General features: G+C 69.9%; 3 protein-coding genes. All 3 read right to left on the bottom strand.

Annotation, left to right across the window (positions count from 1 at the left end; translation table 11 throughout):
- Positions 1-11: 11 nt before the first annotated feature.
- Genes ACLQ25_RS32460 through ACLQ25_RS32450 form a run of 3 tightly spaced genes read right to left on the bottom strand, consistent with a single transcriptional unit; the run spans position 12 to position 3,675 of the window.
- Positions 12-2,246, bottom strand: coding sequence for a hypothetical protein (locus tag ACLQ25_RS32460; protein ID WP_425734546.1), 2,235 nt, complete (start codon positions 2,244-2,246; stop codon positions 12-14).
- Entirely contained in the window at positions 2,243-2,572 is a 330-nt protein-coding gene (locus ACLQ25_RS32455; RefSeq protein WP_425734545.1) for a helix-turn-helix domain-containing protein, read from the bottom strand. Before ACLQ25_RS32455 ends, ACLQ25_RS32460 begins: the two co-directional genes overlap by 4 nt.
- Positions 2,569-3,675 carry a tyrosine-type recombinase/integrase gene (locus ACLQ25_RS32450; RefSeq protein ID WP_425734544.1) on the bottom strand — a complete coding sequence of 369 codons (1,107 nt, stop codon included), beginning with the start codon at positions 3,673-3,675 and terminating at the stop codon, positions 2,569-2,571. The genes ACLQ25_RS32455 and ACLQ25_RS32450 overlap by 4 nt, the downstream gene beginning before the upstream one ends.
- Positions 3,676-3,757 lie beyond the last annotated feature (82 nt).

The following is a 3,757-nucleotide window of genomic DNA, read 5'->3' as shown; positions in this document are numbered from 1 at the left end:
AGCCGAACCACCTATCGCCACCCCTGCGCCAGCCGGCAGCAGGTAACCACCGCTCCATCAAAGCGGGGGAAACTCAGTGGCAGGTCGGCCAGGGTGTGCATCATGGCGGTGTTGCGGGCGGCGCGGGCGGGCAGTCCGTGGTGGCGCATGGTGTCGGCCAGCCCCGCGGGGTTGCGCTGGCGGCCAGGGTTTCGGCCGGCGAGCAGGTAGGGGTTCGCGTTGCCTGGCAGCCCGGTGTCGCGGGGGTTGAGGTGGTCCTGGATGAGTTGCGCCAGCGATGGCGGCAGGACCACCGGGTGCCGGCTGATCGTCAGGTAAACGTGGTCGTCGTCGCGGTGGAACTGGGCGGTAGTCAGCTCGACGATGCGGGTCAACGGGAGGGCGTAGAGGCGGGTCAACGCCCCGGCAATACGGACGTCCGCCGGTAGTGAGGTGTCGGTGAGACAGCGGCGTAGCTCGTGCTGGTGCATGTCGTCGAGGTGGAAGTGTTCGGGGTGGCGGGTCGGTGGGTGGGCGATGGACAGCCGCGCGGTCAGCCGGCGTGCGGTGGCCCAGCGGATGAACGGGATGGTCCGGGCCCGCAGGGTTGCCTTGCCGGCTGCCCAGGTGTCCAGGTGCTGCTGGTTCAGGGTGTCCAGGGTCAGGTTCTGCTGGTCGAGCCAGGTCAGGAACTGTCCGGCGGCGCGGATGTTGCTGGCGTCGCCTTTGTAGGCGGCGAAGGTGTAGCGGCCTCGGGTCGAGCGGCGCCGGGCGTCACGCAGGATGTGCCATTCGGCGAACGCGCGGATGACCGTGCTGCGCTGCGGACCCTGCGCGGCCAGTTCGCGGGTCAGCCACCGGGTGAGCAGGGCCAGGTTCTCGTCGCGTGCCGGCAGGACGCCGGCGCTGACCAGCAGACCGCGGAGGTAGTCGCTGACCAGCCCAGGCGCGAACGCGTCCAGGGCGTCGTGGGTGAGTTCACCAGGTTGGCGGGCGAGCTGAGCGAGCAGCCGGGCCGACGGGCTACTCCGCAGCCATTGCAGGACCCGGTAAGGGTTGTCGGCATCGGCCAGGACCGCGGACAGGGGTTCGAGCGCGGCCGGAACCGCGCCACCGCCGGGCGAGAGCAGATCGCTCACGCGGGCACGCAGGACGCATCGCGGGCAGGTGCCGCGCAGCAGGTCACCGGGTTCACCGCAGAGGGTGCAGGAGCGCGGCTGGTCGGTGCTGCTGCAGGACGCGCACCAGTCCTCACCTTCGGGCCCTCGAGCGACGATGATGCGCCGCCTGGTGCAGGAGCTGCAGGTCTTCGGCGTAGCGCGGCGGCGCCGGTAGCAGAGGTTGCAGACCGGGCCGAGCGCCCAGACCGTCTTGACTGGTTTCTCGTGTCCGCAGATGCCGCAGTCGGCGATCGGCCGGGGCGCGCAGGTGTAGCAGTGAAAGAGCCCGGTCCCGCCGAGGTGGTGGCCTGGACGGTCGAGGCCGCAGACACTACACCGCTTCGTGCGCCGGCGCAGGCAGCTGCGGCAGGTGTCCGGCCGGCTGTCGGTCGCCCGGGCCGTGATCATCGCGACGGTGCCGCAGACCCCGCAGCGGCGCGGGACGCTGGTGTAGCAGGTGCCGCAGACCGGCCCGTCCAGAGTACGGGCGTTCACCCGGCGCTGCCGGCCGCAGCGGCAGCACTGCTTCACGCTTTTCGGCGCGCAGCTCTGGCACAGGTGCGCGCCGTCCGGCAGCCGGCGGGTCGGTGGCCGCAGCCGGTCGCAGTGCGCGCACTGGCGCAGCGCGTCCGGTTCCTTCGACCGGCAGGATTGGCAGATGCCGCCCTCCGGACGGCGCGCCCTGATGGGTCGCACGGCGCCGCAGCGGGCGCACTCGCCCACCCGTGACCGGTCCGCGCAGCGCAGACAGACCCGGCCTGCCGAGCGGCCAATCAGTGGTGGTGGGTCGGTCCGGCCGCAGTCGGAGCAGGCCGCCAGCCGGACCTTGTCGCCGTGCCCGGCGGCTACCAACAGCGGCAGCAGCCGCACCAGCGGTTTCGGGCAGTCCCGGCCGGGTGCGGTCAGCGCCGACGGGTTGCCGGTCAAGTGCCGGGCGAGCAGGTGCGCGTTCGGGCCCTTCCACGCTTTCACCTGCTCCAGCGCGGCCTGCGCCTGCGCGGCGCTCAACTCCGGGCCGAGCGCCGCGGCCAGGTATTCGAGGATCAGCGTCCGTGAGCTGGCCAGCTCGGCGAGCAGGCGCAGCTGGTCCGGGGTCGGCTTTCTCATTGCTGGCCGGGGCGGCGGACCACGGTGCGGCGCGCCGTCAGCGGCAGCACCGGACCGGCGTCGCCGTCGGCGGTCTTGCGGATCTGCGCATTGACGACGGCCGGTTTGATCAGGTCGTTCGGGGTGCAGGCGAAGATGTCACACAACGCGACCAAGGTGTCCATGCTCATCCGTTGCGGCGGTTGGGTCACCAGCCGGTAGACCTGCTCACGCGACAGCGACACCCCGCGCTCGGCCAGCAGCGGCACCAGGTCTGAGGTCTGAAACATCTCGTGTTCGGCCATCACCTGACGCAGCCGCCAGTCGCAGCCCATCTTCTTGATCATCGCAGGTCCCAGTCCTCACCCAGCCGCCGCTTCAACGAGCCCTCCAACAGCTTGTTGCGGTACTCCTGCGACACTCCCATGTAGATCGCCGTGGTGGCCGCATGGGAATGGCCGACCTGCTCCTGCACGAACCGGGCCGGATACCCGAACTCCGTCAGGTGCGTGACGTAGGAATGCCGCAGGCAATGCAGATCCAGGCCTTCATCCAAGCCAGCGGCCTGCCGAGCCAGCACGAACGCCTCGTTGATCGAGCGCGGCGACAGCCGCCCGACCCGCTCACTCACCCACAACGCCGGGTGCCGGCCCGGCGAGAAATGCGGGCGGACCTCGCCGACCCACTCGCCCAGCACGTCGACCACCCAGTCCATCTCCGGGACCGTCAGCACCGTGCGCCGCTTCGCCGGCCCGCCCGCCGATGCCTTGCCGTAGCGCACCGTCAACATTCCGAACATGCCGTACTGCGGCGCCTTGCGATTACGCCGCAGATCCACCAGGTCCACCTTCGATGACTCCGCGCGTCGGGTGCCGAACGCGTAGACCGTTTTGAGCACCGCCGCGTCCCGCAGCGCCGTCAACGCACCCTTGCGGCCCTGACCCCGGACCTTCTTCGGCCGCTCGTCAGCGGCATCGAACAACTGCTGAACCTCGTCGTAGGACAACGGCCGACGACGCGGATCGCCCTCGTAGTCCGCGGAATGCACCACCGAGTTGCCCTCGTGGAACACCACCTGCGGGGCCGTCCCGAAGCGTTGCGAACACTCAGCCGGCCACCCGTACCGGGCATCGCGCAGGAACTCCATGAACAAGGCGATCGTCACCTCGTACGTCCGCGCCGTCGACAACCGGATTGGTGCCGCACCACCGCGAAGGTGAGCGATGAACGCCTCCCCCTCCGCCGGCGTCCATTGCCACGGGTACAACCCCGTGTACTGCTCCATTCGATCAACCAGCCGCAACCGCGACCCGATCGTGGCCTCGCGCAGGAAACGAGCGACTTGCTGCCGCGCCCACCCGTCCTTCATCGCGGCGAAAACGGCTGGCGCCGGATCTAGATGATCGATTCCAAGGGATGTGGGACCGCAAGTAGACGCGAGGGCCTCCATGGTCTCGTTGCCTAGGCAACGAGACCATGGAGGCCCCGTGCACACCGATCTGGACACCCTCGCGACCGCACTCTACGTCAGA

The sequence above is a fragment of the Micromonospora sp. DT44 genome, from assembly GCF_049841635.1.
Classification (GTDB): domain Bacteria; phylum Actinomycetota; class Actinomycetes; order Mycobacteriales; family Micromonosporaceae; genus Micromonospora.
This window is presented reverse-complemented; position numbering and strand designations above follow the sequence as displayed.

Coding starts and splice junctions, on each gene's coding strand:
- ACLQ25_RS32460 (WP_425734546.1), bottom strand. CDS start 2,246: ATGAGAAAGCCGACCCCGGACCAGCTGCGCCTGCTCGCCGAGCTGGCC.
- ACLQ25_RS32455 (WP_425734545.1), bottom strand. CDS start 2,572: ATGATCAAGAAGATGGGCTGCGACTGGCGGCTGCGTCAGGTGATGGCC.
- ACLQ25_RS32450 (WP_425734544.1), bottom strand. CDS start 3,675: ATGGAGGCCCTCGCGTCTACTTGCGGTCCCACATCCCTTGGAATCGAT.